The organism is Ferrovibrio sp. GW821-FHT12E11 (assembly GCF_058806975.1).
In genome coordinates this window covers 673,259-699,901 of sequence record NZ_JBXAQG010000001.1, presented here as the reverse complement: position 1 = coordinate 699,901, position 26,643 = coordinate 673,259, and the positions used below count along the sequence as shown (strand labels likewise).

Genomic DNA, 26,643 nt, shown 5'->3' with positions numbered 1-26,643 from the left:
AATAGGTTGATATCAACATAATATAGACATGTCAAAGAAACCTGCCCCCGCGACGGCCAAGCCTGACATCCGCAAGATGCCGGAATACCGCAATCCGATGGGCGCGCTGCCGCTGGAAATGACGCTGTTCGTGCGCGACACCTGCCTGTGCCTGCATGTGCAGCGTGCGGCGCGTGCCCTGGCGCGGCGCTTCGACGAGGCGTTGCGGCCGGTGGCGCTGACCAACGGGCAGTTTTCGCTGCTGATGTCGCTGAACCGGCCCGAGCCGGCGCCAATGGCCGAGGTGGCGGCACTGCTGGCGATGGACCGCACGACGCTGACCGCCAATCTCAAGCCGCTGGAACGTCGCGGTCTGCTGGCAATCCTGGTTGACGCCGAAGACCGGCGCAGCCGTCGCCTGGAACTTACTGCGGCCGGGCGCGCTTTGCTGGTGGCGGCCCTGCCGATCTGGACGCGCACCCATAAAGCCATCGACCGCCTGCTCGGCGTGTCCGACCCCGACCATCTGCGCGGCGACCTGCGCGCGCTTTCGTAATCACCCAGAGGAGGATACGGCCATGAAGATCAATCCCTATCTGATGTTCAACGGCAACTGCGCCGATGCCATGCGCTATTACGAGAAGCATCTCGGCGGCAAGCTGACGGCGCTGATGAAATACAGCGATGCGCCGCCGATGCCCGAGGGCCATACGCCGCCGGCAGAGGGCTGTGCCCCCGACATGACCGGCATGGGAAACCTCATCATGCATGCCTGTCTGGAAGTCGGCGGCGTGATGCTCATGGCGTCAGATTCACCGCCGGCGATGTTCGAGAAGCCGGCCGGCCTCTCGGTTACCCTCAATGTTGACAGCGTGGCCGAGGCCGAGCGCATCTACAAGGCGCTGGCCGACAAGGGCACGCCGACCATGCCGCTTACCGAGACCTTCTGGGCCGAACGTTTCGGCACGGTCACCGACCGCTTCGGCATCCCGTGGATGATCAACTGCGAAGGCCGCATGGCCCAGGCGGCTGAGTAGGCCGGTCCTGGCGCTGCAGGAGTTCCACCGGCATGGCGAAGCTCGTCTTCGGAATGAACCTGTCCCTGGACGGCTATGTCGACCATCAGGAGTTTGCGCCAGACCCCGTGCTCTTCCGTCACTGGATAGAGCTGGTGCGGGATCTGGCGGGCAGCGTGTACGGCCGCCGCATCTACGAGATCATGCACTACTGGGATGAAGACCATCCCGAGTGGACTGCGGCGGAACACGAATTTGCAGCCGTGTGGCGGCGCCAGCCGAAATGGGTGGTGTCGCGCTCGCTGAAGTCGGTCGGCCCCAATGCCACGCTTGTCGAGGGGGACCTCGGGGCAGTGGTGCGCGGGCTGAAGGATCAGCATGCCGGCGAGATCGCCGTTTCGGGACCGGTGCTGGCCCACAGCCTGAGCGGGCTCGGTCTTATCGATGAATACCGGCTGTACTACCACCCGGTCGTGCTGGGGCGTGGTGCGCCTTTCTTCGCCGGCCCGCGGCCGCGGCTTCGCCTTGTGGCCAGCGACCGCATCGGCGAGGAGACGATCAGGCTGACATACGTTCCGGCCTGATCCCGCAGCACACGAAAAAGCCCGGCAGGTTTTCCCTGCCGGGCTTTTTGCGGAAACCGGACCTTCGATTTGGCTCAGGCGGCGTTGATCGCCTTCACCGCCTCGACGGCGCTCTCCGGATTCCAGTTGGTATAGGCCGCGGCGCAATGGGCGGCGCAGTAGGGCTTGCTGGGCAGCGCCACGTGGCTGCAGAAATCGAATTCCGAGGTCTTCGGGTCGCCGATCGGCCACTTGCAGCGCGGGCCAGTGCTGGGCGTCAGCGCCGCCAGCATCGCCGCCGTCAGCGGGGCCTGCGGGCTGTGGCTGTGCGGGGCATGGGGTGTCGCCGCTTCGTCCTTCACCTGGACCGGCGCGCGGGCCGGGGCCGGGGCTCGGTGAACGTCGCCGCCGGACGCGGCACTGCCGCCGCCCGGGCTGGCCGCCGCACGGGGCTGGGCCGGCTTGTCAGCCCGCATGATCGGCGAGGCGCGCTTGGCCAGACCGATGCGATGGGCCTTGCCCACCACGGCGTTCCGGGTCATGCCGAGCTGCTTGCCGATCTGGGTGATGGATTGGCCAGCTTCCCAGTGTTGTACCAGAAGCTTCACCTTCTCGTCAGTCCACACCATATTTAGCCCCCATAGTTGGCGTTGGCCGCTAAATCAGGTAAAGGCGACAAAATCGGTTCGGGGTCAACCGGACTCTTTTATTATCCACAAGAATCTCTGGAAATGGCTTCGCTAAGCCCTTAAGTCTGCGAGGCCGACTCGCAGTTATCCACAGATGAACGCAGCCCTGGACCGTAAAATAATCCCCGAGGATCAGCCGACGGACCCTGCCCAGCTTCGCTCGGTTTACGAGCGGGACGGCTATGCGGTTGTCCGCGGGCTGTTTTCCGCCGGCGAAGTGGCCGGGATCGCCGAGGCATTCGACCGGGTGCAGGCGCGCGGCCTCGCCCGGGGCCGCAGCTGGCGCCATGGCAACCTGATGTACCGGCTGGGCGAGGACCCCAATCTGGGCCGTATCCTGCGCATGGTGCAGTGGCCGAGCTGGGAAGAACCGGCTCTGGACGCCGTGCGGCTCGATCCGCGCTTCGCCGTCCTGCTGGCGCCGCTGCTGGGCGCCGATCTCAAGCAGATCATCAACCAGATGCACTGGAAGCCGCCGGGCGGGCTGCGCGTGGAATTCGCCTACCACCAGGACAGCCGTTTCCGCCGGCCGCCGAGCGCGTTTCGCCATCTGGCGCAGAGCTACATCCAGACCGGGCTCGCCATCGATCCCCATACGAAGCAGAGCGGCGCCATGCGGGTCATCCCCGGCAGCCATCGGCTGGGCGATCTGGCCCTGGGTGGCGACGGCCCGATCCTGCAGCAGAGCATGCAGGACGAGGCCCTGCGGATCGCGGGGCTCGATCCTGCCGCGGTGGTGGACCTGGAACTGGCGCCGGGCGATCTGGCCCTGTGGTCGCCCTATCTGGTGCATGGTTCGGGTCCGAATGTCTCGGCGCGGGACCGTCGCCTGTATATCAACGGCTATGTGACGGCACAGGATTGCGATCGCGGCGAATGGGCGTTTCGCGACGGCCGGCCGGTGCCACTGGGGCCTGCGCCGGCACTGGTGCATTTCGAGGCCCTGCATGACAGGCCCGAGCCGCATTTCCTTGAGGATTGATTAGGTGCGGCGAGAGTGCCACGCTCGCTGCATGACCAATCCGAGCGGCAGTTTTTCCTTCGATCTCGTCATCTTCGGCGCCACCGGTGACCTGGCGTTGCGCAAGCTGGTGCCGGCGCTCTATCACCGCGACGCCGCCGGGCAGCTCAATGACGATGCGCGGCTGTTTGCGGTCGCTCGCGGCGACATGTCTGACGCCGATTACCGCGACATGGCGCGTGCTGCGCTGGCCCGGCATGTGGCGGCCGACGATTTCGACGCCGCGCGCGCCGAGCGATTCCTCCAGCGCTTTTTCTATCTATCGCTGGATGCGCAGAAGAGCGACGACTACCAGGGCCTCAAGGCCGCGCTGGATGGCGGCGACGACCGCATCGTCGTTTTCTACCTCGCCATGGCGCCGCGCTTTTTCGGCAGCATCTGCACCCAGCTGGCGAAAGCCGGGCTGAACCGCGCGCAGGCCCGCGTGGTGCTGGAAAAGCCGATCGGCCAGGATCTGGCCTCGGCGCAGGCGATCAACTCCGCCGTCGCCGCCGCCTTCCCGGAGGCGCGCGTCTTCCGCATCGACCATTATCTCGGCAAGGAGACGGTGCAGAATCTGATGGCGCTGCGCTTCGCCAATGCGCTGTTCGAACCGGTCTGGCATCGCGGCGTGGTCGATCATGTGCAGGTGACGGTGGCCGAGAAGATCGGCGTCGAGGGCCGGGCGGATTATTACGACCATGCCGGCGCGTTGCGCGACATGGTGCAGAACCATCTCTTGCAGCTTCTGTGTCTCGTCGCCATGGAGCCGCCGAACGAGTTCACCGCAGATGCGGTGCGCGACGAGAAGCTGAAGGTGCTGGAGGCGCTGCGGCCGATCACTGAGCGTGACATTGCCGACAAGACCGTGCGTGGCCAGTATGGTCATGGCACCGTCGATGGTGCGGCCGTGAAGGGCTATGCCGAGGAACTGGGCCAGGCCAGCGGCACCGAGACCTTCGCCGTGGTCAAGGCCGAAGTCGAAACCTGGCGCTGGGCGGGTGTGCCGTTTTACCTGCGCACGGGCAAGCGCCTGCCGGTACGCCATTCCGAGATCGTGGTGCAGTTCCGCCCCGTCCCGCATCTGATTTTCCCGGCGGCGGCGCGCGACGTGACGCCGAACCGGCTGGTGATCCGCCTTCAGCCAGACGAGGGCATTGCATTGCACATGATGAGCAAGGTGCCGGGGCCGGGCGGCATGCGCCTGCGCACCGCGCCCCTGAATCTCAGCTTCGCCGAAGCCTTTCGTGGCCGCCAGCCCGATGCCTATGAGCGCCTGCTGATGGATGTGGTGCGTGGCAACCCGATGTTGTTCATGCGTAGCGACGAGGTAGAGGCCGCCTGGCGCTGGGCCGAACCGATCCTCGCTGCCTGGAGCGCGCAGGACGATGCACCGAAACACTATGCCGCCGGCAGCTGGGGGCCCTCGGCCGCCATCGGCCTGATCGAACGCGACGGCCGCACCTGGCATGAGGATATGCGGTAACCATGGCCGCATTGCTGGAGACCCTGCGCGACCGTCTCGGCCCCCATGTGGGGCAGGCCGACGAACCGGCCGGCCGCGTGCGCCTGCAGACCTTGGTGCTTTTGCGCTGGATTGCCATCATCGGCCAGCTGCTGGCCATCCTGTTCGTGCATTTCGGCCTGAATTTCCGGCTGCCGCTGCTGCCGGCGCTGGGCGTCGTCGCCGTTTCGGCGCTGCTCAACATCGTGCTGTTCATCGTCTACCCGACGGCCAAGCGCCTGAGCGCCAACGGCGCCGCCGGCTATCTGGCCTTCGATCTGGTGCAGCTCTGCATCCTGCTGTTCTTCACCGGCGGCATCGATAATCCCTTCACCGTGCTGATCCTGGTGCCGGTCACCGTCTCGGCCACGATCCTGAATCTCCGGTCCACCGTGATTCTCGGCGTGCTGGCCTTTGCGCTCACCGTGCTGATGACGATCTGGCATTATCCGCTGCCCTGGCACGATCCGTCCGAGATCCTGCAGCCGCCGCTGCTGCAATGGGGTAACCTGATCGCATTGGTGCTGGGCACATTGTTCATCGCGGCCTATGCCTGGCAGGTGGCGGAGGAAGCCCGCCGCATGTCGGACGCACTCGCCGCCACCCAGATGGCGCTGGCGCGCGAGCAGCAGGTCTCTGCGCTGGGCGGACTGGCCGCCGCCGCCGCCCATGAACTGGGATCGCCGCTGGGCACCATTGCCGTCGTGGTCAAGGAAATGGCGCGCGAATTGCCGGCTGACAGCATGCTGACCGAAGACGTCGCCCTGCTTCAAAGTCAGGTGGAGCGCTGCCGCGAGATTCTGGCCCGGCTGTCGCGCCGGCCGTCCGACACCTCCGATCCCGAAGCCTTCTCCGATCTCGGCATCGCCAACCTGGTCGAGACAGCGGCGCAGCCCTGGCGGCGCGAGCCCATCCAGTTTGCGGTGACGCTGACCGGCGAAGGCAGTGCGCCCAATCTGCCGCGTCGGCCCGAGATCATCCATGGCCTGAGTAATCTGCTGCAGAATGCGATGGAATTCGCCCGCCAGCGTGTGGCGGTCGAGGTCGGCTGGGACGACAGGACAATCCGGCTGCGCATCCTCGACGATGGCCCGGGCATGAATGTCGATATCCTGTCGGCGCTGGGAGAACCCTATGTGACCAGCCGGCCCGACAGCGGCGGGATGGGCCTCGGCGTCTTCATCGCCATGAACCTGTTGCGCCGCAGCGGTGCTTCCGTGGCCTTTGCCAATCGCGCGGGTGGCGGCACGCAGGTGTCGGTCAGCTGGCCGCGGGATCTGGTGAAGCGGACATCCTGACGCTTTGCCTGATCCGCTGGCCGGGCTAGAGTGAGTCGCTATGACCGAGATGACGCTCCTGATTGTCGATGACGACGAACCGCTCCGGATGCGGCTGGCCCGCGCCATGGAAAAGCGCGGTTACCAGGTGCAGACGGCCGACTCTGTCGCCGCCGGTATCCAGATGGCCCGCGCCAAGCCACCGGCCTATGCCGTGGTCGACCTGAAGCTGGGCGACGGCAATGGCCTGGATGTGGTGAGCGCCATTCGTCTGGCGCGCCAGGATGCCCGCGTGGTGATGCTGACCGGTTATGGCAACATCGCCACGGCGGTTGCCGCCGTGAAGGCCGGCGCTGCCGATTACCTGCCCAAGCCGGCCGATGCCGACGATGTCGACCGCGCATTGCGCGTCGGCAACGCGGCCCATCCGGCGCCGCCGGACGAACCGATGTCGGCCGAGCGCGTGCGCTGGGAACATATCCAGCGCGTCTTCGAACTCTGTGACCGCAACGTTTCCGAGACTGCGCGCCGGCTGAAGATGCATCGCCGTACCCTGCAGCGCATTCTCGCCAAGCGCTCGCCGCAATAGGCACACCCGATGTTTATCGGGGAGGCAAGACTCCCGCCCGGCCAACGCGTCTACGCCATCGGCGATATCCATGGCCGCGTCGATCTGCTCGACCAGTTGCACGGCCTGATCGAAGCCGACCTCAGGACAGCGCCGGACAAGACCGCCATTGTCTATCTCGGCGATTATGTCGATCGTGGGCCGGATTCCGCCCAGGTGATCGAGCGTCTGTGCCGCGGGCGCTTCCCCGGCATCGAGAGTATTGCGCTGCTGGGCAATCACGAAGACATGCTGCTGCAGTTCCTCGATGCACCCTATGGTGCGTCGCTCTGGCTGACCAATGGCGGCGACGCCACGCTGCGCAGTTACAAGGTGAAGATCCCGGCGTCCTTCGACGAGCTGCTGTTCGCCCAGCGCGGCCTGATGGGGGCAATGCCGCGGCATCACAAGCAGTTTCTGATGGGCCTGGTCGAACAGGTGCAGTTCGGCGACTACCTGTTCGTTCATGCCGGGATCAAGCCGGGCTTGCCGCTGGACCGCCAGAGCCGCGAGCAGATGATCTGGATCCGTGACCTCTTCCTCGATTCGGAGGTCGATCACGGCCTGATCGTGGTACATGGTCATACCATCGTGCATGCGGTGGAATGGCGTGAAAACCGTATCGGTGTCGATACCGGGGCCTATACCACCGGGCGGCTGACCGCCCTGGTGCTGGAGGGGGGCGACCGCCGGCTGCTGCAGACCTGAAGGCTGGAAATCGGCCTTTAGGCGGTGTATCGAAGGCCATGTCCGATTTTCCCGCCGATGCCGCCGATTTCACCGCCGCCCGGGTGCTGGTGGTGGGCGATGTGATGCTGGACCGCTTCGTCTACGGCGGGGTGGAGCGCATTTCGCCGGAAGCGCCGATCCCGGTGATGCTGGCCGAGCGCGAGATCGCCATGCCCGGCGGCGCCGGCAATGTTGCCCGTAATATTGCCGCCCTGGGGGCGAAGGTGGCGCTGTTCGGCCTGGTGGGCGACGACACAGCCGCCGATCACCTGAACGAAGCGCTGGCGCTGGAGCCGGGTATCGAGGCATTGCTGGTGGTGGACGAGACCCGCCGCACCATCGAGAAGACCCGCTTCATCGGCAGCCGGCAGCAGTTGCTGCGCGTCGATCATGAAAGCCGTGGTGCGCCATCGGACGAGGCGATTGCCGCGCTGATCGCGGCTGCCACCGAGGCGCTGGCCGATTGCGGCGTCGTGGTGCTGTCGGATTACGCCAAGGGCGCGGTCTCCGACAAACTGGTTGCCACGCTGGTCAAGGCAGCCGCCAAGGCTGGCAAGCCGGTACTGGTCGATCCCAAGGGCAGCGATTATCGCCGTTACAAGGGCGCCATGCTGGTGACGCCGAACCGTCAGGAAGCGGCGCTGGCCAGCGGCGAGCCCTGCGACACCGACGCGAGCGCGGTGGCTGCCGGCCGCAAGCTGGCCGCAGAAGCCGGCATTGCCAATGTGCTGATAACCCGCGGCGCCAAGGGCATGACCCTGGTTCAGGATAAAGACGCGCCCCTACATCTGGCGGCTGAGGCGCGCGAGGTTTTCGATGTGTCGGGCGCCGGCGATACAGTGGTGGCAACCATGGCTGCGGCCCTCGCCGTCGGCCGCAGCCTGCCGCAGGCGGCGCGCCTGGCCAATGCCGCCGCCGGCATCGTCGTGGCCAAGATCGGCACCGCAGTGGTGCATCCCGAAGAACTGCGCGCAGCCCTGCATATGCCCGATCCCCATGGCATCGATGCCAAGGTGATGACGCGTCAGCAGGCCAAGGACCGCGCCGATCTGTGGCGCAGCCGCGGTGAGCGTATCGGTTTCACCAACGGCGTGTTCGATCTGCTGCATCCCGGTCATCTGGCGCTGCTGGGTGAAGTGCGGGGTCAGTGCGACCGCCTGATCGTTGCCATCAATGCCGACGCTTCCGTGAAGAAGCTGAAAGGCGACAGCCGCCCGGTGCAGGACGAGCGTCATCGCGCCCAGCTGCTGGCGGCACTCGGCCTGGTCGACATGGTGCTGATTTTCAGCGAAGAGACGCCGATCCCTCTGCTGGAACTGCTGAAGCCCGACCTGCTGGTCAAGGGCGGCGACTACACGATCGATCAGGTGGTGGGCGGCGACCTTGTGCGTGCCTATGGCGGCGAGGTGAAGGTGTCGCGGCAGATTCCGGGCCAGAGCACCACGGCGACCATCGCCCGGCTGCGGTCGTAACGGTTTCCTCATGAGCAGGCCCGATGTCGACGTCGCGATCCTCGGCGGCGGCATTGCCGGCCTCTGGCTGCTGGCGCGCCTGCGCAAGGCGGGCTACAGCGCCCTGTTGCTGGAGCATAAGGCGCTCGGCGCCGGCCAGACGCTGGCCTCGCAGGGCATCATCCATGGCGGGCTGAAATACGCCCTCGACCTCAAGCTCAATGCCGATGCCGATGCGCTGGCCGATATGCCCGCGCGCTGGCGGGCTTGTCTGGCCGGCAGCGGCGAACTGGATCTCCGCGCCGCGAAGCTGAGTGCCGCCAATCATCTGTTCTGGGCACGCAGGACGCTGGCCAGCCGCATCGCCGGTTTCTTCGGCAGCAAGCTGCTGCGGGGCCGCGTCGATGCGCTGGCGCCCGGGCAATGGCCTGTCGCTTTGCAGGACCCGGATAATGTGGCTGCCGTCTATGCATTGGATGAATGCGTGCTGGATGTGCCCAGTCTGCTGACGGCCCTGGCCGGGCTTGGCGAGGGCTGCATCGTGCATGCGACCGATGCGCGGATCGAGCCTGCTGAGGATCATGTAGTGATCACCTGTCACGATGCCGAAGGCCGGCCACGCCGCATCACTGCCGGCACCGTGATCTCGACGGCAGGTGCCGGCAATGAGACGATCATCGCGCAGTTGGGGCTGCCGCCGCAGGTGGCACAGCGCCGGCCGTTGCAGATGCTGCTGGTCGACCATGTGCCAGCGCCGCTCTGGGCCCATTGCTTCGATGCCAGCGACAAGCCGCGCGTCACCATCACCACGCATCGGCGCCGCGACGGCACGCCGGTCTGGTATGTCGGCGGCCTGATCGCCGAGCAGGGCGTAGCGCAGACCGAGGCCGAACTGATCGCCGCGGCGCGTGAAGAATTCGCCATGCTGCTGCCGAAACTGGATTTCAGCCGTAGCCGTTTTGCCGGCTGGCGTGTCGACCGCGCCGAAGGGGCGATGGCTGACGGCCGCAAGCCGGAAGGCCCGGTGCTGAAGCGTGCCGGCCGCGTGCTTCTGGCCTGGCCAACCAAGCTGGCGCTGGCGCCGCAACTGGCTGACCTGCTGTTCGCCGACCTGCCGCCCCCATCGGGCGCGGCCGCTTTCGATGTGGCTGACTGGACCGTGCCGGCAATTGCGGCCGCGCCCTGGGAGGCTGTCGCATGGACATGAGACCTCTCGGCAGCACCGGGCTCTCTGTGAGCCTGCTCGGCCTCGGCACCGTGAAGATCGGGCGGAACGAAGGCGTGAAATATCCGCGCGGCTTCGATCTGCCCGACGACGAGGCCGTGATCGCATTGCTGAATGTCGCACGCGATCTGGGGATCACGCTCATCGACACCGCACCGGCCTATGGCCTTGCGGAAGAACGTCTGGGCGCGCTGCTGCCGCGCAGCGGCGGCCGCGATGCCTGGACCATCGTCACCAAGGCCGGCGAGAGCTTCGAGAACGGCGTGTCGGTTTTCGATTTTTCACCGACGGCGATCCGCGCCTCGGTCGAACGTAGCCTGAAGCGGCTGCGCACCGACGCTGTCGATGCGGTTCTGCTGCATTCCGATGGCGAAGGCGAAGATGCCGGGCGGTTCGATTCCGCCGCCGAGGAACTGGCCCGGCTGAAACAGCGCGGCCTGATCCGCGCCAGCGGGTTTTCCGGCAAGACCGTGGCCGGTGCGCTCCGCATGATGGAGCGCACGGATATCCTGATGCTGACCTATAATCCCGACCAGCAGGCCGAGGCGCCGGTGGCGGTGCGAGCATCGCAGCTTGGCAAGGGCGTGCTGATCAAGAAGGCCCTGGCCAGCGGCCATGCGGTCGATCCGGCTGCGGCGCTGGCAATGGTCGCGACTCTGCCCGGTGTTTCCAGTATCGTGGTCGGCACGTTGTCGGTGGCGAATCTGCGGGCCAATGCGGTGGCCGTCGACGGGGCAATGAGGAGGCAGGCGTGAGCGATCGGGACCAGCAACAGGATGCGCTGCCGGCATCGGCCGGCGAGCAAGAGTTCCTGTCCTTCGGCTGGACGCCGGCGCCGGTGAACGTGCCGGGTCAGGCCGAGGATGCGCCGCCGCAGCCGGGCTTTGCCAAGGGTGACTTTGCGGTGGTCAGCCAGGACGAAGCCTGGTTGGTGGTGGCCCTGCCGGCCGGCCTGGTGCTGGGTAGCCTGCCCAGTGCCTCGGCGGTGCGCCGTTTCGTCGCCAAGTGCGTTAGTTTCCCGGCCCAGCCCAACGGCGCCATCATTGGTGCGGCGCGGCAGGCCATGCTGCAGGCGGTGGAGGAAGAGCTGCATCTGGCGCGTCAGGCCGCCGATCTGCTGGAAGCCAAGATTGCCGACCTGATGGGCAGCATCGACGACATGCAGGCCAAGTCGATCCTGTTCAGCCGGGATGCCGACGAAGACTGAGCCGTTTTTCAGGTGCGTGGTGCCGGGGGCTTGATCACCGGCACATCCTGCAGGGAGCGGATATAGACGCCAACCACCTGCGGCCCGGCGAGCGCACGGTTGATCTGGAACACCAGGCGGCGCTTCAGGCCTTCCAGATCCTTGTCGTAGACCCGGCCCTCTTTGCCTAACGGTTCGCGATTCAGCTCCATGATCGCCGCGTTGTAGACGCGCGGCATCAGGTCGTCGACCTTGCGGGCATTCTCGATGCTGCCACAGTCGATGTTCAGCGTCATGATGACCCGGGCGCCGGGCGGGCCGTTGACCGGTGCGGTGACCGCGTCGACGATCAACACCGAGGTGTTGACCAGCGGCTTTTCGACCGGCTTGTCGCTCTCTTTTTTCTTTTTCTCTTTTTCCTGCGCAATGGCAGAGGCCGGCAACAGCACCGCCGCGCCCAGGCCGATCAGCAGCCGGCGGCGGTCGAGGATATGGTTAAGAACGTTCCCGCGTTGCATGGAACCGAATCTTATCCCATTTTTTCTCGATATAGGAGAGCTCCCAGGCATTGCGGGCCAGGAAGACCGGGTTGTGGTCGCGGTCATCGGCCAGCGCGCCGCGATTCTGCTCGATGAACTCGTCCAGATCGCGCTTTTCCGCCGCATCCACCCAGCGGGCGGTGTCGTAAGGGGCGGTTTCGAAGCCAACCTCCAGGCTGTATTCCTCGGCCAGACGGGCTGCCAGCACGTCGAGCTGCAGGGGTCCGACCAGGCCGACGATCCAGTCGGCGCCGATCCGGGGGCGGAACACCTGGGTAACGCCTTCCTCGGCCAGGTCCTCCAGCGCGCGCTGCAGGTGCTTGGCCTTCATCGGGTCGCTGAGGCGCACGCGACGCAGGATTTCCGGCGCAAAATTCGGGATGCCGGTGAAGCGCAGGTCCTCGCTCTCGGTCAGCGTGTCGCCCACCCGGAGCGTGCCATGATTGGGAATGCCGATGATGTCGCCCGGCCATGCCTCGTCGGCCAGCGAGCGGTCCTGGGCGAAGAACAGCGTCGGGTTGCTCACGGTGATCGGCTTGCCGCTGCGCACCTGTTTCAGCTTCATGCCGCGCTTGAAGTGGCCCGAGCACAGCCGCAGGAAGGCGACGCGGTCGCGATGGTTCTTGTCCATGTTGGCCTGGACCTTGAACACGAAACCGGTGACGCCCTTGTCGGTCGGCTGCACGATCCGCTTGTCGGTTGGCTGCGGTCGCGGCGGCGGGGCGAACTCGCCCAGGCCCTTCAGCAATTCGTCAACGCCGAAATTCTTCAGCGCCGAACCGAAATAGACCGGCGTCATATGGCCCTGGCGATAGGCTTCGACATCGAAGGGCGCGCAGGCGCCTTCGATTAATGCGATGTCTTCCAGCAGCTTGGCGCGCTGGGCCTCGGGGATGTAGTCGGCGGCGCGCGGGTCGTCGAGTCCCTTGTCGAGGATGATCACTTCCGGCTCGAGATTCTTATTGTCCTTGCCGACCAGCAGCAGGCGCTTACCGAACAGGTCGTAGCAGCCGCGGAAATCGTGACCCATGCCGATCGGCCAGTTGGCCGGCACGCATTCCAGCGCCAGCGTGGAAGCCACTTCATCCAGCAGAGAGAAGGGATCCTGCGCCTCGCGGTCCACTTTGTTGACGAAGGTGGCGATCGGCACATCGCGCAGGCGACAGACCTCGAACAGCTTGCGGGTCTGGGTTTCGATACCCTTGGCGGCGTCGAGCACCATGACGGCACTGTCAACGGCAGTCAGCGTCCGATAGGTGTCCTCGCTGAAGTCTTCATGGCCCGGCGTATCCAGCAGGTTGAAGGTCCAGCCGCGAAACTCGAAATTCATCACCGAGGTGGAAACAGAGATGCCGCGCTGCTGCTCGATCTTCAGAAAGTCGGAGCGGGCGCGGCGGCTCTCGCCACGCGCCTTCACGGCGCCGGCCAGATGGATGGCGCCGCCGAACAGCAGCAGTTTTTCGGTCAGCGTGGTCTTGCCGGCATCCGGGTGTGCGATGATGGCAAAAGTGCGCCGGGCGCCGATAGGGTCGGCGGCGCCCGGAATGGATACAGCAGCTTCGGACATCGGACTGTTACGCACCTTCTGAATGATGCCAAAGCAGGCGGTGGCAACCTTAGCGGTCGGACCACCCCTTGCCGGCTTCGGCGCGTTCCACCAGCAGCTTGGCCGGTTCCCAGAACTTGCCGTGGGTCTTGTGGAAGCCGCGGATCGTGGCGAGCACCTTGTCGAGGCCGATCTGTTCGGCCCAGAACATCGGCCCGCCCCGATAGACGGGGAAGCCATAGCCGAAAAGGTAGGTGATGTCGATATCGCTGGACCGGATGGCGATGCCTTCCGCCAGGATTTTCGCGCCCTCGTTGACCAGCGGATACATGCAGCGCTGGACGATTTCCTCGTCGGAAATCGTCCGCCGTTCAATACCTTGCTCCTTCGAGGCGGTCAGGATGATGTCCTTGACCGCCGCATCGGGCACGGCATCGCGGCCTTCGTATTTGTAGAAGCCAGCGCCGGTCTTCTGGCCGAAGCGGCCCAGTTCGCAGAGCTGGTCGGCGATTTTCGAATAGCGCTCGTCCTTCGGGCGCAGATGGGCCTTGCCCTTGCGGATGCGCCAGCCGACATCCAGGCCGGCAAGATCGCCCATGCGGAATGGCCCCATGGCAAGGCCGAACTCCTCCAGCGCGGCATCGACCTGCTCAGGCATGGCGCCTTCTTCCAGCAGGAAATTGGCCTCGCGCAGGTAGCCATGCAGCATGCGGTTGCCGATGAAGCCGTCGCAGTTGCCGGCCAGCACCGCCACTTTCTTCAAGGTCTTGCCCAGGCCCATCACGGTGGCGATGGTTTCGGGCGAGGATTTGGCGCCGCGCACATTCTCCAGCAGCTTCATCACATTCGCCGGGCTGAAGAAATGCGTGCCGATCACCGCTTCCGGCCGCTTGGTGCTGGCGGCGATCTCGTCGATATCCAGTGTCGAGGTGTTGGTGGCCAGCACCGCGCCGGGCTTCATGATCTTATCGAGTTTGCCGAAGACGTCCTTCTTGACGCCCATCTCCTCGAACACGGCTTCCACCACGATATCGGCATCGCCGATATCCTCGAAATGCTGGGTGGCGGAGATCAGCTTCATCGCCCGATCCATCGCCTCCTGCTTCATGCTGCCGCGGGCCACCGAAGTGGCGTAGTTCTTCTCGATCACGCCCAGACCGCGGCTCAGCGCTTCCTGCGACATGTCCAGCAGCTTCACCGGGATACCGGCATTGGCGAAGTTCATGGCGATGCCGCCGCCCATGGTGCCCGAGCCGATCACGGCCGCCGACTTGATTTGCTTCGGCTTCACGTCCTCGGGCAGGCCGGGAATCTTGGCGGCTTCGCGTTCGGAGAAGAAGGCGTGGATCTGGCCTTTGCGCTGTGGGCTGTCCATGCATTCGAAGAAGTATTCGCGCTCCTTCAGCAGGCCTTCGTCGATCGGCAGTTTGGTGGAAGCCTCTACCGCATCGATGCAGCGCCAGGGCGCCAGGAAGCCCTTCGCCTTGCGGGCGATGCTCTTGCGATACTCTTCGAACACGGCAGGGTCGACATTGCTGACCTTGTCGTTCATGTCGCGCACCAGCCGCAGCGGACGCTTCTCGGCAACCACCGTCCTGGCGAAGGCGATGCCGCCAGCCAGCAGGTCAGGGCCAACGATCTGGTCGATCACGCCAAGATCGAGCGCCTTTTTTGCGGGGATCGGATTGCCCGGCACGATCATGTCGAGCGCCAGCTTCGGCCCGATCAGGCGCGGCAGGCGCTGGGTGCCGCCCGACCCCGGGATGACGCCCAGCTTCACTTCCGGCAAACCGACCTGGGCCGTGTCGACGGCGACGCGCCAATGGCAGGTCAGCGCCACCTCGAAGCCGCCGCCCAGCGCCGTGCCATGCAACGCGGCCACGACAGGCTTGGTCATGGCCTCGATGCGTTTCAATACGTCGGGCAGGTAGGGCTGCAGCGGCGGTTTGCCGAATTCCTTGATATCGGCGCCAGCGATGAAGGTGCGGCCGCCGCCGATGATCACGGCCGCCTGCACAGCGCCATCGGCATCAGCCTTGTCGAGCCCGGCGATGATACCGGCGCGCACGCCCTGGCTCAGCGCGTTGACGGGCGGATTTTCAATGGTGAGGACGGCGATGCCGTCCTGGACGGCATAGGAGACGGGATCGGTCACGTTTCTCTCCGGAAGCTTCTACATTGTCGGACAATCGGTTATAGCCGAGGCAGGCGAGCCGGGCAAAACCCTTGGCCTGCCGCTACGTCAGCGCTAAGTCTCTGCCATGGCCAGTTTTTCCGAATATCGCGCGCGCGACTGGGACGACCGCCGGCTGGCATTGGCGGCGCTGTTGTCGATTCTGCTGCATGGCCTGATTGTATTCTTGATGCTGCTCGAACCCTGGACCTGGCGCATCCAGCCCGAACCGCCGCCGGTGATTGCCGAATTCGTGATGCCGCCACCGCCCAGGCCGGCACCGGCGCCGCCCCCGCAGCCTACGCCGCCGGCCGTCCAGGCGCCGCCAGCCCCGGCGCCGGAACTGCCAAGGCCGCCGGAAACGCCGCCACAGATTCCTAACCTGCAGCGCGGCGCTCCGGTCACCGACAGGTCGACAGCCCCGCCCAGTTCTGGCACGCGCGCCCGCACCCAGCAGCAGACTGCCGACCAGCCGAAGCCGGACGTCCCCACGGCGCAGATCGGTCCGCGCGTGCCCGGTGCCGTGCCGTCGCCACAACGGCAGTCACAGACCCAGGCCGGCAACCGCCAGCAGGCGCCCGCCACCGGCGCCGCCGGTGCCGTGGGCGAAACAATGACGCAGTCGGAAAGCGACTTCTTCCTGAGTCAGGTGGCGAATGCCTGGGTGATCGATTTCGACGCGCCGCAGTTTGCCGATATCCGTATCTACGGTCGCTATAGCGTGCTGCCGAACGGCATGATGGCGCCGCCGTTCGGCAAGAACGATCCCTGGGACATGCGGGCGATGGTCGAGAACTGGGACATCATCGTCCGTGATCGCAGACCTGAGGCCGCCGCTTATCGCACGGCGCTGGAAACCTTCCTGCGCGCCATGCGCCTAGCACAGCCGATGGTAATGCCGCCGAATGCCCAGGGGTATCCGAAGGTGCTGAACCTGGATTTCCGGATCGGCGATCTTTAGACGGCGGTGCCAGCCTGCATCTTATCCAGCATCGGCTGATATTTCTTCAGTGCGACACGGATTTCATCCAGCACCGGCAGGACAATGGGGTGGGTCTGGATCCGCTGCCAGTAGGCGGCGAGGGCCGGGCGTTTATCGAGCAGGCTTTGCCCCGTAGCCACGGGCAGTACATCGGCTGCATAGAGCAGCATCGGCGCCAGTGCGCAGTCGGCCTGGCTGAAGCGCGCATCGGCGGCGCAGCCCGCCTGCGCCACGTAATGGTCGAGATATTTCAGGCCACGTGCCAGCCCCGGCATCAGCGCCGCCACGGCGGCCTTATTCGTGGGGTCGGTGAACAGCAGGATGAAAAAGTCGTGCATTGATGGTGCGACATAGAGATCGACCAGACGCACGATCAGAGTGACCTTGGCGCGCTCGGATGGTGTCTCGAGATACAGTGACGGGCCGGGCAGCTGGTTGTCGAGATAGCTGCAGATCACTTCCGATTCCGGCAGGATGCTGCCGTCATCCAGCACCAGCGCCGGCACCTTGCCCATCGGCGTGATGGTGCGGTATTCGGCCGGCGCCGGCGGTTTCAGAAATTCAAGTGTCGCCTGCTTCGCCCGTAGCAGCATGCGCACACGGGCGGCAAAGGGTGAGGCGTCGAGATTGTAGAGCTTCACAGTTTTGCCGTTTCCCGCAGGGTCGCCCAGTCGCAGAGCTTGGCGCGCGGGCTGCCGCCTGGAACGACATTTGCGGTTTCCGCCGTTTCGATGCGTTTCCAGCCGGCCCAGTCGATGACATGGACGCCACGACTTTTCAGCCAGATATCCAGCGCTGCCGAGCCTTCCTTCGGCGGCGTGGTGTCATTGGCAAAATCGGCGATCAGCAGATCGGCCACGGCTTTTGAATCGGCACGGTTGGTCGGGATGGTGCCACTGGGGCCGCGCTTGGCCCAGCCCACCACATACAGGGCCGGCGCGATGCGGCCCTGGTCGTTGGCGATCACGCCGCGATCATCGCTCTGCGGCAGGTCGCCATCGGCGGCGGTGTAATAGCCGATGGCACGGATCAGCGTGCCGATCTCCAGCGGCTTGTCCTGACCGACCAGCTTCAGGCCCTCGACCCGGCTATTGCCCAACACGGCTTCCGAGCGCTGGTGGAACAGGAAATGCAGCCGGATCGGCTTGTCGTCGGTCCGATCGGCGAATTCATGCAGCAACTGAAGGTTCTTTTCCTTCACCTTCAGATCGGCGGGATCGATACCCGGCGGCAGCCCTTCGGGGAGGTCGGCCTTGTTCACCACCGGCCGCACGCGTTCCAGACGGCCGATCTCGGCCAGCTCGGCGCTGGTGAAGCTCGCCTCGATCGGGCCGCGGCGGCCCAACGCATAGAGATCGGTCAGCGGCGCGGCGCTGATCACCTCGGCCGCATGGGCGGTCAGGTCGCTGCTCGCCATCTCAGCCTTGCTCTTGCCCAGCACGCGCAGGATATCGACCGAGACGTTGCCCATACCGATCACGGCGACGGCGGGGCGGTCCAGCAGCGGTTCGAGATTGCGGAAATCCGGATGGCCGTTATACCAGCCGACAAAGGCCATCGAGCCATAACAGCCCGGCAAATCCTCGCCCGGCACGCCCAGTGGCCGGTCGGCATGGGCACCCAGCGCCAGCACCACGGCGTCGTAATGGTTGCGCAGCTCGGCCAGCGGCAGGTCGCGACCCACCGCGACGTTGCCCAGAAAGCGCACATTTTCGTTGGCGAACAGACGGTCGAACTGCCGCGTCACCGCCTTGGTGCCCTGGTGATCCGGGGCGACGCCGAACCGTACCAGTCCATAAGGCGTGGCCAGCCGGTCGAACACGTCGATTTTCAGCTCCGGACGCTGGCGGATCAGGGCATCGGCGCAAAACAGCCCGGAAGGGCCACTGCCGACAATGGCGATATGGTGCAGCACGGCTTCGTTTCGTCTATGATTGCCAAAATGTCGCCGCAACCTTAGTGCAGCCTGACGCCGTTATGCAAACCTGGTACCCCGGATTTCCTCCCAGCCGGCTGGGCTGTTTCATATCCGAAGCGTTTCCCGACCGATGAGCGAACAAGACCCTCCCAGTTTCCGCGTGCTCAATCCGCAGGGCCGCGCGCCGGCGGTGCTGATCTGCGACCATGCTTCGCGCCGCGTGCCGGCAGCGATGAGCAATCTGGGCCTGCCGGACGACGAGCTGCTGCGCCATATCGGCTGGGATCCCGGTACCGCGGCAATCACCGAGAAGCTGGCGCAGACTCTCGATGCGCCGGCCGTACTGAGCGGCGTGTCGCGTCTGGTGATCGACTGCAACCGCCGGCCCGACGATCCGACGCTGATCTGCGAAGTGAGTGACGGCACCATCGTGCCAGGCAACCGCAACCTGGATGAGGCCGAGCGCGAGCGCCGGCTGAACAAGTATTTCCATCCCTATCATGCCGCGATTGCCGACACGCTGGATGCGGCGGGCCTGCGCGTGCCCGAACCGGCATTGCTGTCGATCCACAGCTTCACGCCCCGTATGCGCGTGAAGGGTCTGGATCGCCCCTGGCATATCGGCGTGGTCTGGGACCGCGACGGCCGCCTGGCCCAGCCGCTGCTGAAGGCGCTGCGCGACGAAGGCGACCTGGTGGTGGGCGACAACGAGCCCTATAGCGGCAAGGACCATTCCGGCTATTCGATCTTTGCCCATGGCCAGAACAAGGGCCTGCATCATGTGATGATCGAGGTGCGGCAGGATCTGGTCAGCACCGATACCGGGATCAATGAATGGGCGGGGCGGCTGGACCGCTGCTTTCGCCGCATGCTGACCGAGGCGGGGCTGCTGCGCCCGGCCGTCAGCGCCGCCTGACGCAACCGGCACCGGGGGAAGAATGGCGGTCGACGATTTCACCATCGGTATCGAAGAGGAGCACCTGCTGGTGGATCGCCAGACCGGCGTGCTGGCGGTGGAGCCGCCCGATGCGCTGCTGGCCGAATGCGAGTCGCTGGTCGGCGGCCAGATCAATCCCGAATTCCTGAAATGCCAGATCGAGATCGTCACCAGGGTCTGCCGCGACATGGGCGAGGCGCGCGCCGATCTGGTGCGCCTGCGTTCGGCCATTGCCGAGGTGGCGGCCAAGCATGGCCTGGCGCCGATTGCGGCCTCGACGCATCCGTTTGCGAAATGGAGCGACCAGAAGCATACCGACCGCGAGCGCTACGACCGGTTGGCGAAAGACCTGGCCGGCGTGGCGCGACGTCTGATCATCTGCGGCATGCATGTCCATGTCGGTATCCCGGACGAGGACCTGCGCATCGACCTGATGAACCAGGTCAGCTATTTCCTGCCGCATCTGCTGGCGCTGTCGGCGTCTTCGCCTTTCTGGCAGGGCGAGGAGACCGGGCTGCAGTCCTACCGTCTGTCGGTATTCGACAGTTTGCCCCGCACCGGATTGCCCGAACGCCTGGAGACCTGGGGCGAATACCAGCGGCTGGTGAACCGCCTGACCCAGGCCGGCCTGATCGAGGATGCGACCAAGCTGTGGTGGGATATCCGTCCTTCGGCGCGCTACCCCACGCTGGAACTGCGCGTCACGGATGTTTGTACAAGACTCGATGACGGCATCAGCATCGCCGCGCTGTACCGCTGCCTGTTGGCCGCACTGCTGCGGCTGCGGCAGAAGAACCAGCGCTGGCGTCTCTATGCCAATGCGCTGATCGACGAGAACCGCTGGCTGGCCCAGCGTTATGGAATCGCCGGCAAGCTGGTCGATTTCGGCAAGGGCGAGGCGGTGCCCTATGCGGGGCTGCTGGAGGAACTGATCGAGCTGGTGCGTGAGGAGGCCCTGGCGATGGGCTGCCTGGCTGAAGTAGAGCGGGCGCGGGGTATCCTCTCGCGCGGCACCTCCGCCCAGCGGCAGTTGCAAGTCTATCGTGACGCGCTACATGCTGGCATGGACAAGCCGGCAGCGCTGAAGACCGTGGTCGACTGGCTGATCACCGAGACGGTGAATTTCGAAATACCGGGTTAAAAGGAGGCCGCGATGGCTGATGCAATCGACGACAAGACGCAAGTAGAGCTGGAGGCCGCCGCTTTCCGCCGGCTGCTGGAGCATCTGCGCGAGCGCACCGATGTGCAGAATATCGATCTGATGAACCTGGCCGGCTTCTGTCGCAACTGCCTGTCCAACTGGTATCAGGACGCAGCCAAGGACAAGGGCATCGCCATCGAAAAGATGGTGGCCCGCGAGGCCATCTACGGCATGCCCTATGCCGACTGGCAGGCGAAATACCAGAAGGAAGCCTCGCCGGAGCAGCAGAAGGCCTTCGCGGAATCGCAGAAAACCCACAAGCACTAGGGATAACCGCGATCTGTCCACAGGCGACGCATTCCTGTGGATAACTGACGGCCGAACGAGAGCAAGTGGTAGGCGGGCGGGCCGCGCTGGCTATAATCCGCGCCAACCGCGTTTTCACTGTTTTGCAAAGGTCGCCTGCCATGGCCAAACTCATTTCTGGCAACTTCTCGACGGATCAGCTCAACCAGCTTGTTGCGCGCATCGAGCGTCTGGAAGAAGAGAAGAAGGCGCTGGCCGACGACATCAAGGAAGTCTATGCTGAAGCCAAGGCGCATGGCTTCGACATCAAGATTCTGCGTCAGGTCATCCGCCTGCGCAAACTCGACAAGGCCGATCTGGCCGAGCAGGAAAGCCTGCTGCAGGTCTATATGGAAGCGCTGGGCATGACGACCGATCACAGCGCCGGCGCCGAAGCGGCCGAGTAAGCATGCGTGCCGCCGCCAGCCTGATCTGCGGACTGGCGGCGCTTTTCGCTCTGGAAGCGGGTGCGCAGCAACGGCCACAACTGGTGCCGCCGCTCACCAACGAAGACGCCCAGGCCTGCGTCACGGTCGCCAACCTCACAGAATACAACTGGCCGATCGGTATCCGCCGCGAGGGCCGCGTCAATTCGACCCTGATCGCCAAGCCGCGCGAAGTGAACCGCTATTGCGCGCCTGATCGTCTGGCGCCGAACGAGGTCATCATCGTGCAGCTCAAATCGAGTTGGTTTCCGTTGGGCGAGTGCCGCCTGAAGAATCGCGGCACCATGGAAATCTATCGCGAGAAAAGCGACATCACCGACAGTGGCGAAGCCACTAAGGTGAAATGCCACGAGGGGCGCTAGGTCACTCCGTCACGGCCGCGCGAGCGCCCACCGCCAGACCGGGCCGTCTTCGGGATCGTCCACCGCTTCAATCAGCGCGAAGCCGCGTTTGCGCAGGATCGCCGTCGAGGCATTCTCCTCCGGCAGCGTATGGGCCAATACCACCTTTACATCATATTCGTTGAAGGCGATTTTCAGCAGCTCGCGCGCCATCACGCTGGCCACGCCCTGGCCTTCGTAACCCGGGAAGGTGAAATAGGCGATTTCGATCAGGCCCTGCACCGGGGCTGACTTGAAAGCGCAGGTACCGACCAAGGCATTATCGGTCTCGCGCAGCGCGAAATAGCTCAACCAGGGATCGGTGGCGCGGGTCCGCTCATAAAGGTCGAGAGTGGCCGTTGCCATTTCGGCGGCGATTTCGGCCACCTCGGCACGGTTTGGATGCTCGGCCAGAACCGTCATCGGACTGGCAGACAGGCTTTCCAGATAGGGGGTGTAGAGCGGCTTGAGCGTCAGCATGGGCGGGTTCTGGCCGATCCGGCCCGGTTGCGCAAGGCTTCAGCGCTGGCTCAGCCACGCCAGCACGGTCGGCAGCACCACTTCTGGCTTGCGCACCCAGCGGAAATGATCGACCCCGTCGATGCCCATGGCTTTCGGATCGAGGTGGTGACGGCTCAACTGGGCCTGCGGCATCTTGCCGACCAGGCCGTCGGTTGCGCGTTTGGGCGCGAAGAAATCGCCCTGCAGCGAGATCGCCAGTACCGGCAGTGTCACGCTGGCCAGTGCATCCCTGTGGTTCAGGCGCGGGCTGCCCAGGATGAAATCGCCGGTACGCGCCTGCCGCGCCCAGTCGGCAATCACGCCGCGCGCTTCGCGGCCAGCGAAACGGAAGCTCTGACCGGGGAAATGGCCGAGCAGGCGTGCGGTAAGTGTTGCGGCCTGGCTGTAGAGCAGGAAGCCGAAGCCCCAGAGTTTCCAGTGCACCGAACTGATTGCCACCAGGATCAGGCCGGAAAGCTGTGCCTGCTGCTGCCCCGCATAGAGCATGCTGATCTGGCCGCCGAGACTGTGGCCGAACAGATACAGCGGCGCCTGCGGAAAGCGCGCCTTCACGGCGGCGACGGCCAGCGGCCAGTCTTCGGTCAGCATCTCGTGATAGCTGAAATCGTAATCGCGTCCGGGCCGGCGGCCGCCGCTTTCTTCATGGCCGCGCAGTTCGGCAATAGCAACGTTGCAGCCGGCCTCGCGCAAAGCTTGCGCCAGACGGTCGTAATAGCCGGCTTTCACGCCCATCGCCGGTTCGATCAGCAGCGCCGGCGCTCCGGCATCGGCGGCCGGATAGACGGTCAGCGCAAAGCTGGTTCCTTCATTGCGCTGCAGACGGATGGTTTCGGGTGTAATGGCAGGTGTCGTCATGGCGCGATCAAGCCACGGCCGGACGGGCGGCGCAATTACCTTTCGGGTTATACCGCTGCGGCATGCCGCAGCGGTATCCCATCACATCCGGTTTATTCTGCCCGGGTTACTCCGCCGCTGTGGCCAGCGGCGCCGGGTTGCGGAAGCTCGCCAGCAGCTTGGCTTCCTTATCCTTGGCATCCTTCAGGTGCTTCACCTTCACATGGCCGTAACCGCGGATGTCCTCGGGGATTTTCGCCAGCGCCACGGCAAGGCCGTGGTTGTCCGGCGTCAGTTTCGCGCAGAGCTCTTCGATCAGGGCGAAATAATCCGCGATCAACTGGCGTTCGGTCTGGCGCTCGTGGGTGTAGCCGAAGACATCGAGCTTCGTGCCGCGCAGCCCCTTCAGTTTGGCCAGCAATGTGAAGGCCCGCATCATCCAGGGACCGAACTGCCGTTTCGTCGCGACGCCGGTTTCGGGATCGGGCGGGTTGATCAGTGGCGGTGCCAGATGGAAGCTCAGTGTGAAGTCACCCTCGAACTGCGCGTTCAGTTTTTTCAGGAATTCGCCGTCGGTGTAAAGCCGGGCAACCTCGTATTCGTCCTTGTAGGCCATCAGTTTGTAGGCATAGCGTGCGACCGCCTCGGCGAAGCCGGTCATGCCCTTGGCCTTGTTTTCGGCGGCGCGGGCGGTTTCGACCAGCGCCTTGTAGCGCTGCGCATAGGCCTCGTTCTGATAGGCAACCAGCCGCGGCATACGGTCGGCCAGCAGTTCGTCGGTGGTCTTGGCAAAGGTTTTGAATTCCGAGACCGGGATGGCCGGGCGGGCGATCTCGTCGACCGCCTTGGCATCCTGGGCATAGAGACGGCCCCAGTTCAGCGCCGTCTTGTTGCCTTCGATGGCCGTGCCGTTTAGTTCGATCGCCTTCAACAGGGCGTCCAGCGACACCGGGATCAGGCCGCGCTGCACGGCATAGCCCAGCATGAACATGTTGGTGGCGATGGCGTCGCCCATCAGTGCGGTGGCAATGCGGGTGGCCTCGACGAATTCCGACAGGTTCTCGCCGGCGGCATTGCGGATCGCCTGCGTCATCTGGTTGTCGTCCAGCTGCAGGTTCGGGTTGAGCTGGAAGGCGGCCGTTGGCGTCAGGTGCGTGTTGATCAGAGCCCGGGTCGCGCCGCGCTGCATCTTCTCCAGCGCCGCGTCGCCGGCTGCCACCACCATGTCGCAACCCAGCACCAGATTGGCACCGCCGGCCGCCACGCGCACGGCATGGATATCTTCCGGGTTCTTCGCGATACGCACATGGCTGAGCACCGCGCCGTTTTTCTGCGCCAGCCCGGTGAAGTCCAGCACGCTGGTGCCATAGCCCTGCACATGGGCCGCCATGCCGAGGATCTGGCCGATGGTGACGACGCCGGTGCCACCGATGCCGGTGATCAGGATGTTGTAGGGCTGGTCCAGCGGCGCGGTCTCGGGTGCCTTCAGGTTGGCGAACAGGCCGTCGGCCGCGTTCTCGGGGTTCTGCTGCACCTTCACTCTGGCGCGCTTGACCTTGCCGCCATGCACGGTGACGAAACTGGGGCAGAAGCCCTTTACGCAGGAAAAATCCTTGTTGCAGGACGACTGGTTGATCTTGCGCTTGCGGCCGAGCTCGGTTTCCTGCGGCTCGACTGAGACGCAGTTGGATTTGACCGAGCAGTCGCCGCAGCCTTCGCAGACGGCTTCGTTGATGAACACCCGCTTGTCCGGATCGGGGAAAGTGCCGCGCTTGCGGCGGCGGCGCTTCTCGGCGGCGCAGGTCTGGTCGTAGATGAGGACGGTACAACCTTCGATCTCGCGCAGTTCCCTCTGCACGGCATCCAGATCGTCACGATGATGGAAGGTGACGCCCGGCGCCCATTCGGTGCCGACCGGATACTTGTCCGGCTCGTCGCTGACGAGCGCGATGCGGCGTACGCCCTCGCCATAGACCTGCAGGCTGATCTGCTGGGGCGTGAGCTGGCCGTCATGCGGCTGGCCGCCGGTCATGGCGACCGCGTCGTTGAACAGGATTTTGTAGGTGATGTTCACCTTGGCCGCGATGCTGGCGCGTAGCGCCAGCAGGCCGGAATGGAAGTATGTGCCGTCGCCCAGATTGGCGAAGATGTGGTTGTCCTCGGTGAACGGCGCCTGACCGATCCAGGGGGTGCCTTCACCGCCCATCTGCGTAAACGTCGCAGTCGAACGGTCCATCCACAGCGACATGAAATGGCAGCCGATGCCGGCCACGGCGCGGCTGCCCTCGGGCACGCGGGTGGAGGTGTTATGCGGGCAGCCCGAGCAGAAATACGGCGTACGCTGGGTCTTGCCGATGCTGCTGGCCGCCGTCTCGCGCTCTTTCTGCTCGATAAAGGCGATGCGCTCCTCGATGCGGGCATTGGTGCCGTAACGCTTGAGCCATGTATAGAGCGCCTTGGCCACAATGGCTGGCGAGATTTCACCCGAAGAGGGCAGCAGCCACTTGCCGTCGGCATCGAACTTGCCGATGACGCGTGGCCGCACGTCTTCGCGCCAGTTGTAGAGCTGCTCTTTGAGCTGGTTCTCGATGATCGCACGCTTTTCCTCGACGACGATCACTTCCTCCAGGCCCTCGGCGAAATGACGGGCGCCTTCGCGTTCCAGCGGCCAGACCATGCCGACCTTGTAGAGTCGGATGCCCAGATCGGCAGCCATCTCCTCGGTGATGCCGAGGTCTTCCATGGCCTGCCGCACATCCAGATACGACTTGCCGGTGGTGATGATGCCAAGCCGCGGACGCGGGCTGTCGATCACCACGCGGTCGATCTTGTTGGCGCGGGCAAAGGCCAGGGCGGCATAGGCCTTGTGGCGCTGCAGCCGGTCTTCCTGCTCCAGGATCGCATCGGGCCAGCGGATGTTCAAACCGCCCGGGGGCATCTGGAAATCGGTGGGATACTTGATCTGCAGGCGATCGGGATCGATGGAGACGCTGGCCGAGCTTTCGACGGTTTCGGTCTGGCATTTGAAGCCGACCCAGACGCCGGCATAGCGCGACATCGCCCAGCCGAGCAGACCGTAATCGATGAACTCCTGGACATTGGCCGGATGCAGCATCGGCATCATCGCAGCCATCATCATATGTTCGGACTGATGCGCCACGGTGGAGGAGGCGGCGCCATGATCGTCGCCACACAAAGCCAGCACGCCGCCATGGGGCGAGGTGCCGGCGGAATTGGCATGTTTGAACACGTCCATCGAACGGTCGACGCCGGGGCCCTTGCCATACCAGATCGAGAAGACGCCGTCGTATTTGGCCTTCGGGAACAGGTTGAGCTGCTGGCTGCCCCAGACTGAGGTGGCGGCCAGGTCTTCATTCACGCCGGGCTGGAATTCGATGTGGTTCGCTTTAAGGAATTTACGCGCTTTCCAGAGCTGCTGGTCGAACAGACCCAGCGGCGAGCCGCGGTAACCGGAGATGAAGGCTGCGGTGTTCAGGCCGGCGGCCAGATCGCGTTTTCGCTGCAGCATCGGCAGGCGCACCAGCGCCTGGGTACCGGTCAGGAAAACACGACCGCGTTCGAGGGTGTATTTATCGTCCAGCGTGACATTCGCCAGCATTCGATATCCTCCCGATACCTTAGCTCTGAACTCTT

27 protein-coding genes are annotated in these 26,643 nt (G+C 64.8%); 18 read left to right on the top strand and 9 right to left on the bottom strand.

Features of this window, described 5'->3' with window-relative positions:
• The first annotated feature begins 28 nt into the window (after nucleotides 1-28).
• The 3 genes from AC1ROT_RS03520 to AC1ROT_RS03510 are packed head-to-tail and all read left to right on the top strand — an operon-like array spanning nucleotide 29 to nucleotide 1,579.
• Nucleotides 29-535: a MarR family winged helix-turn-helix transcriptional regulator gene (locus AC1ROT_RS03520; RefSeq protein WP_492970107.1), complete on the top strand. Its 507-nt coding sequence runs from the start codon at nucleotides 29-31 to the stop codon at nucleotides 533-535.
• Between the two features lie 22 nt (nucleotides 536-557).
• Nucleotides 558-1,016, top strand: coding sequence for a VOC family protein (locus tag AC1ROT_RS03515; protein WP_492970108.1), 459 nt, complete (start codon nucleotides 558-560; stop codon nucleotides 1,014-1,016).
• Nucleotides 1,017-1,048: 32 nt separating this feature from the next.
• Nucleotides 1,049-1,579 carry a dihydrofolate reductase family protein gene (locus AC1ROT_RS03510; protein ID WP_492997230.1) on the top strand — a complete coding sequence of 177 codons (531 nt, stop codon included), beginning with the start codon at nucleotides 1,049-1,051 and terminating at the stop codon, nucleotides 1,577-1,579.
• 74 nt (nucleotides 1,580-1,653) lie between these two features.
• Here the strand turns inward: AC1ROT_RS03510 and AC1ROT_RS03505 are convergent, their stop codons facing one another.
• Complete coding sequence (locus AC1ROT_RS03505; protein WP_492970110.1) at nucleotides 1,654-2,187, bottom strand: GcrA family cell cycle regulator; 534 nt, start codon at nucleotides 2,185-2,187, stop codon at nucleotides 1,654-1,656.
• 154 nt (nucleotides 2,188-2,341) lie between these two features.
• Here AC1ROT_RS03505 and AC1ROT_RS03500 point away from each other — a divergent pair, with 154 nt between their 5' ends.
• From AC1ROT_RS03500 to AC1ROT_RS03460, 9 genes are read left to right on the top strand one after another with little or no spacing between them, the layout of a single operon-like run.
• A complete protein-coding gene (locus AC1ROT_RS03500) occupies nucleotides 2,342-3,229 on the top strand; it encodes a phytanoyl-CoA dioxygenase family protein (RefSeq protein ID WP_492997229.1) in 888 nt (295 codons plus the stop codon).
• A gap of 31 nt (nucleotides 3,230-3,260) precedes the next feature.
• On the top strand, nucleotides 3,261-4,733 hold the full coding sequence (gene zwf / locus AC1ROT_RS03495; protein WP_492997228.1) for a glucose-6-phosphate dehydrogenase: 1,473 nt from the start codon (nucleotides 3,261-3,263) through the stop codon (nucleotides 4,731-4,733).
• A 2-nt stretch (nucleotides 4,734-4,735) separates the two neighbouring features.
• The gene (locus AC1ROT_RS03490; protein ID WP_492970113.1) at nucleotides 4,736-6,049 is read left to right on the top strand and encodes an ActS/PrrB/RegB family redox-sensitive histidine kinase; all 1,314 of its coding nucleotides are present in this window, start codon (nucleotides 4,736-4,738) and stop codon (nucleotides 6,047-6,049) included.
• 40 nt (nucleotides 6,050-6,089) lie between these two features.
• On the top strand, nucleotides 6,090-6,617 hold the full coding sequence (locus tag AC1ROT_RS03485) for an ActR/PrrA/RegA family redox response regulator transcription factor (protein WP_492970114.1): 528 nt from the start codon (nucleotides 6,090-6,092) through the stop codon (nucleotides 6,615-6,617).
• A 9-nt stretch (nucleotides 6,618-6,626) separates the two neighbouring features.
• Entirely contained in the window at nucleotides 6,627-7,343 is a 717-nt protein-coding gene (locus AC1ROT_RS03480; RefSeq protein ID WP_492997227.1) for a metallophosphoesterase family protein, read from the top strand.
• Between the two features lie 38 nt (nucleotides 7,344-7,381).
• On the top strand, nucleotides 7,382-8,836 hold the full coding sequence (gene hldE, locus AC1ROT_RS03475) for a bifunctional D-glycero-beta-D-manno-heptose-7-phosphate kinase/D-glycero-beta-D-manno-heptose 1-phosphate adenylyltransferase HldE (RefSeq protein WP_492997226.1): 1,455 nt from the start codon (nucleotides 7,382-7,384) through the stop codon (nucleotides 8,834-8,836).
• Nucleotides 8,837-8,846: 10 nt separating this feature from the next.
• Entirely contained in the window at nucleotides 8,847-10,022 is a 1,176-nt protein-coding gene (locus tag AC1ROT_RS03470) for an FAD-dependent oxidoreductase (RefSeq protein ID WP_492997225.1), read from the top strand.
• Nucleotides 10,013-10,795, top strand: a complete 783-nt coding sequence (locus AC1ROT_RS03465) for an aldo/keto reductase (RefSeq protein ID WP_492997224.1) — start codon at nucleotides 10,013-10,015, stop codon at nucleotides 10,793-10,795. The genes AC1ROT_RS03470 and AC1ROT_RS03465 overlap by 10 nt, the downstream gene beginning before the upstream one ends.
• Nucleotides 10,792-11,247, top strand: coding sequence for a hypothetical protein (locus AC1ROT_RS03460; RefSeq protein WP_492997223.1), 456 nt, complete (start codon nucleotides 10,792-10,794; stop codon nucleotides 11,245-11,247). The genes AC1ROT_RS03465 and AC1ROT_RS03460 overlap by 4 nt, the downstream gene beginning before the upstream one ends.
• A gap of 8 nt (nucleotides 11,248-11,255) precedes the next feature.
• On the opposite strand, the gene AC1ROT_RS03455 is transcribed toward AC1ROT_RS03460, so the two are convergent.
• Genes AC1ROT_RS03455 through AC1ROT_RS03445 form a run of 3 tightly spaced genes read right to left on the bottom strand, consistent with a single transcriptional unit; the run spans nucleotide 11,256 to nucleotide 15,466 of the window.
• Nucleotides 11,256-11,744 (bottom strand): hypothetical protein, encoded by a 489-nt coding sequence (locus tag AC1ROT_RS03455; protein WP_492970120.1) that lies wholly within the window; start codon nucleotides 11,742-11,744, stop codon nucleotides 11,256-11,258.
• A complete protein-coding gene (locus AC1ROT_RS03450; RefSeq protein WP_492970121.1) occupies nucleotides 11,722-13,332 on the bottom strand; it encodes a peptide chain release factor 3 in 1,611 nt (536 codons plus the stop codon). Before AC1ROT_RS03450 ends, AC1ROT_RS03455 begins: the two co-directional genes overlap by 23 nt.
• 49 nt (nucleotides 13,333-13,381) lie before the next feature.
• On the bottom strand, nucleotides 13,382-15,466 hold the full coding sequence (locus AC1ROT_RS03445) for a 3-hydroxyacyl-CoA dehydrogenase NAD-binding domain-containing protein (RefSeq protein ID WP_492997222.1): 2,085 nt from the start codon (nucleotides 15,464-15,466) through the stop codon (nucleotides 13,382-13,384).
• A gap of 106 nt (nucleotides 15,467-15,572) precedes the next feature.
• Here AC1ROT_RS03445 and AC1ROT_RS03440 point away from each other — a divergent pair, with 106 nt between their 5' ends.
• Nucleotides 15,573-16,445, top strand: a complete 873-nt coding sequence (locus AC1ROT_RS03440; protein WP_492997221.1) for a hypothetical protein — start codon at nucleotides 15,573-15,575, stop codon at nucleotides 16,443-16,445.
• Here AC1ROT_RS03440 and AC1ROT_RS03435 read toward each other — a convergent pair.
• Both AC1ROT_RS03435 and AC1ROT_RS03430 read right to left on the bottom strand, forming a co-directional pair.
• Complete coding sequence (locus AC1ROT_RS03435; RefSeq protein WP_492997220.1) at nucleotides 16,442-17,107, bottom strand: glutathione S-transferase family protein; 666 nt, start codon at nucleotides 17,105-17,107, stop codon at nucleotides 16,442-16,444. The two genes, AC1ROT_RS03440 and AC1ROT_RS03435, sit on opposite strands and share 4 nt — an antisense overlap.
• On the bottom strand, nucleotides 17,104-18,381 hold the full coding sequence (locus AC1ROT_RS03430) for a ferredoxin--NADP reductase domain-containing protein (protein ID WP_492997219.1): 1,278 nt from the start codon (nucleotides 18,379-18,381) through the stop codon (nucleotides 17,104-17,106). The genes AC1ROT_RS03435 and AC1ROT_RS03430 overlap by 4 nt, the downstream gene beginning before the upstream one ends.
• Nucleotides 18,382-18,514: 133 nt before the next feature.
• Between AC1ROT_RS03430 and AC1ROT_RS03425 the strand changes: the two genes are divergently transcribed.
• From AC1ROT_RS03425 to AC1ROT_RS03405, 5 genes are all read left to right on the top strand, one after another.
• Entirely contained in the window at nucleotides 18,515-19,300 is a 786-nt protein-coding gene (locus AC1ROT_RS03425; protein WP_492997218.1) for an N-formylglutamate amidohydrolase, read from the top strand.
• Between the two features lie 22 nt (nucleotides 19,301-19,322).
• Nucleotides 19,323-20,462 (top strand): carboxylate-amine ligase, encoded by a 1,140-nt coding sequence (locus AC1ROT_RS03420; RefSeq protein ID WP_492997217.1) that lies wholly within the window; start codon nucleotides 19,323-19,325, stop codon nucleotides 20,460-20,462.
• A gap of 12 nt (nucleotides 20,463-20,474) precedes the next feature.
• On the top strand, nucleotides 20,475-20,789 hold the full coding sequence (locus tag AC1ROT_RS03415; protein ID WP_492997216.1) for a DUF1244 domain-containing protein: 315 nt from the start codon (nucleotides 20,475-20,477) through the stop codon (nucleotides 20,787-20,789).
• Nucleotides 20,790-20,929: 140 nt separating this feature from the next.
• Nucleotides 20,930-21,214 (top strand): DUF2312 domain-containing protein, encoded by a 285-nt coding sequence (locus AC1ROT_RS03410; protein WP_492970130.1) that lies wholly within the window; start codon nucleotides 20,930-20,932, stop codon nucleotides 21,212-21,214.
• A gap of 2 nt (nucleotides 21,215-21,216) precedes the next feature.
• Nucleotides 21,217-21,615 (top strand): hypothetical protein, encoded by a 399-nt coding sequence (locus AC1ROT_RS03405; RefSeq protein WP_492970131.1) that lies wholly within the window; start codon nucleotides 21,217-21,219, stop codon nucleotides 21,613-21,615.
• 9 nt (nucleotides 21,616-21,624) lie between these two features.
• On the opposite strand, the gene AC1ROT_RS03400 is transcribed toward AC1ROT_RS03405, so the two are convergent.
• From AC1ROT_RS03400 to AC1ROT_RS03390, 3 genes are all read right to left on the bottom strand, one after another.
• Entirely contained in the window at nucleotides 21,625-22,113 is a 489-nt protein-coding gene (locus AC1ROT_RS03400; RefSeq protein ID WP_492997215.1) for a GNAT family N-acetyltransferase, read from the bottom strand.
• Between the two features lie 39 nt (nucleotides 22,114-22,152).
• Nucleotides 22,153-23,010: an alpha/beta hydrolase family protein gene (locus tag AC1ROT_RS03395; protein ID WP_492997214.1), complete on the bottom strand. Its 858-nt coding sequence runs from the start codon at nucleotides 23,008-23,010 to the stop codon at nucleotides 22,153-22,155.
• A 106-nt stretch (nucleotides 23,011-23,116) separates the two neighbouring features.
• Nucleotides 23,117-26,608 (bottom strand): indolepyruvate ferredoxin oxidoreductase family protein, encoded by a 3,492-nt coding sequence (locus AC1ROT_RS03390; RefSeq protein WP_492997213.1) that lies wholly within the window; start codon nucleotides 26,606-26,608, stop codon nucleotides 23,117-23,119.
• Nucleotides 26,609-26,643 lie beyond the last annotated feature (35 nt).

Excerpts from the sequence above, each read along its gene's own strand:
- AC1ROT_RS03515 (WP_492970108.1), top strand. The coding sequence starts at position 558 with ATGAAGATCAATCCCTATCTGATGTTCAACGGCAACTGCGCCGATGCC.
- AC1ROT_RS03480 (WP_492997227.1), top strand. The coding sequence starts at position 6,627 with ATGTTTATCGGGGAGGCAAGACTCCCGCCCGGCCAACGCGTCTACGCC.
- AC1ROT_RS03455 (WP_492970120.1), bottom strand. The coding sequence starts at position 11,744 with ATGCAACGCGGGAACGTTCTTAACCATATCCTCGACCGCCGCCGGCTG.
- AC1ROT_RS03490 (WP_492970113.1), top strand. The coding sequence starts at position 4,736 with ATGGCCGCATTGCTGGAGACCCTGCGCGACCGTCTCGGCCCCCATGTG.
- AC1ROT_RS03425 (WP_492997218.1), top strand. The coding sequence starts at position 18,515 with ATGAGCGAACAAGACCCTCCCAGTTTCCGCGTGCTCAATCCGCAGGGC.
- AC1ROT_RS03505 (WP_492970110.1), bottom strand. The coding sequence starts at position 2,187 with ATGGTGTGGACTGACGAGAAGGTGAAGCTTCTGGTACAACACTGGGAA.
- AC1ROT_RS03520 (WP_492970107.1), top strand. The coding sequence starts at position 29 with ATGTCAAAGAAACCTGCCCCCGCGACGGCCAAGCCTGACATCCGCAAG.
- hldE (WP_492997226.1), top strand. The coding sequence starts at position 7,382 with ATGTCCGATTTTCCCGCCGATGCCGCCGATTTCACCGCCGCCCGGGTG.
- AC1ROT_RS03500 (WP_492997229.1), top strand. The coding sequence starts at position 2,342 with ATGAACGCAGCCCTGGACCGTAAAATAATCCCCGAGGATCAGCCGACG.
- AC1ROT_RS03450 (WP_492970121.1), bottom strand. The coding sequence starts at position 13,332 with ATGTCCGAAGCTGCTGTATCCATTCCGGGCGCCGCCGACCCTATCGGC.
- AC1ROT_RS03465 (WP_492997224.1), top strand. The coding sequence starts at position 10,013 with ATGGACATGAGACCTCTCGGCAGCACCGGGCTCTCTGTGAGCCTGCTC.
- AC1ROT_RS03485 (WP_492970114.1), top strand. The coding sequence starts at position 6,090 with ATGACCGAGATGACGCTCCTGATTGTCGATGACGACGAACCGCTCCGG.
- AC1ROT_RS03510 (WP_492997230.1), top strand. The coding sequence starts at position 1,049 with ATGGCGAAGCTCGTCTTCGGAATGAACCTGTCCCTGGACGGCTATGTC.
- AC1ROT_RS03420 (WP_492997217.1), top strand. The coding sequence starts at position 19,323 with ATGGCGGTCGACGATTTCACCATCGGTATCGAAGAGGAGCACCTGCTG.
- AC1ROT_RS03470 (WP_492997225.1), top strand. The coding sequence starts at position 8,847 with ATGAGCAGGCCCGATGTCGACGTCGCGATCCTCGGCGGCGGCATTGCC.
- zwf (WP_492997228.1), top strand. The coding sequence starts at position 3,261 with ATGACCAATCCGAGCGGCAGTTTTTCCTTCGATCTCGTCATCTTCGGC.
- AC1ROT_RS03415 (WP_492997216.1), top strand. The coding sequence starts at position 20,475 with ATGGCTGATGCAATCGACGACAAGACGCAAGTAGAGCTGGAGGCCGCC.
- AC1ROT_RS03390 (WP_492997213.1), bottom strand. The coding sequence starts at position 26,608 with ATGCTGGCGAATGTCACGCTGGACGATAAATACACCCTCGAACGCGGT.
- AC1ROT_RS03395 (WP_492997214.1), bottom strand. The coding sequence starts at position 23,010 with ATGACGACACCTGCCATTACACCCGAAACCATCCGTCTGCAGCGCAAT.
- AC1ROT_RS03400 (WP_492997215.1), bottom strand. The coding sequence starts at position 22,113 with ATGCTGACGCTCAAGCCGCTCTACACCCCCTATCTGGAAAGCCTGTCT.
- AC1ROT_RS03440 (WP_492997221.1), top strand. The coding sequence starts at position 15,573 with ATGGCCAGTTTTTCCGAATATCGCGCGCGCGACTGGGACGACCGCCGG.
- AC1ROT_RS03405 (WP_492970131.1), top strand. The coding sequence starts at position 21,217 with ATGCGTGCCGCCGCCAGCCTGATCTGCGGACTGGCGGCGCTTTTCGCT.
- AC1ROT_RS03410 (WP_492970130.1), top strand. The coding sequence starts at position 20,930 with ATGGCCAAACTCATTTCTGGCAACTTCTCGACGGATCAGCTCAACCAG.